This window comes from Exiguobacterium sp. s56 (assembly GCF_018618255.1).
GTDB lineage: Bacteria > Bacillota > Bacilli > Exiguobacteriales > Exiguobacteriaceae > Exiguobacterium > Exiguobacterium chiriqhucha.
Genome location: NZ_JACSLR010000044.1, coordinates 1 through 580, shown reverse-complemented (window position 1 = coordinate 580; position 580 = coordinate 1). Strand labels below are relative to the sequence as shown.

Here is a 580-nt window from a genome sequence, read left to right as displayed (position 1 = left end):
CCGCAGCATGTGGCCGAGAACCTGATGAACCGAGAATTCAGCGCGTCCCGACCGGACGAGAAGTGGTGCACCGACGTCACCGAGTTCAAATATGGCGCCGGCAGGAAGGCATATCTGAGCGCGATCATCGACCTCTATGACGGCTCGATCGTCGCCTATCGCATCGGGAAATCCAACAACAACGCGCTCGTATTCCAGACGATGATCCCAGCGATCGCGGGACTCCGTTCAGGAGCGAGTCCGATGATCCATAGCGACCGAGGGTTCCAATATACCTCGAGAGGGTTCAAACGCATGGTAGAAGAGGCGGGGCTGACCCACAGCATGTCCCGGGTCGGACGTTGTCTCGACAACGCCCCGATCGAGGGTTTTTGGGGTACCTTGAAAGTCGAGATGTACTACCTGCGTGAGTTCCAGGCCTACAGCGAACTCACATCAGCCATCGAGACCTACATCTCGTTCTACAACCATGATCGTTTCCAGAAACGACTAAACGGCTTGAGCCCTGTCGAATACAGGTCTCAAGCCGCATAGTCCGGTTTTCATTATTTGCCCTGTCTACTTGACGGGGAGCAGTTCA

Annotated in this window: 1 protein-coding gene; it reads left to right on the top strand. The window is 55.5% G+C overall.

The window, feature by feature from the left end:
* Positions 1-534: IS3 family transposase (locus tag KNP71_RS15760; protein ID WP_214831055.1), on the top strand; the 534-nt coding region annotated here is incomplete at its 5' end.
* Between the last annotated feature and the right edge of the window lie 46 nt (positions 535-580).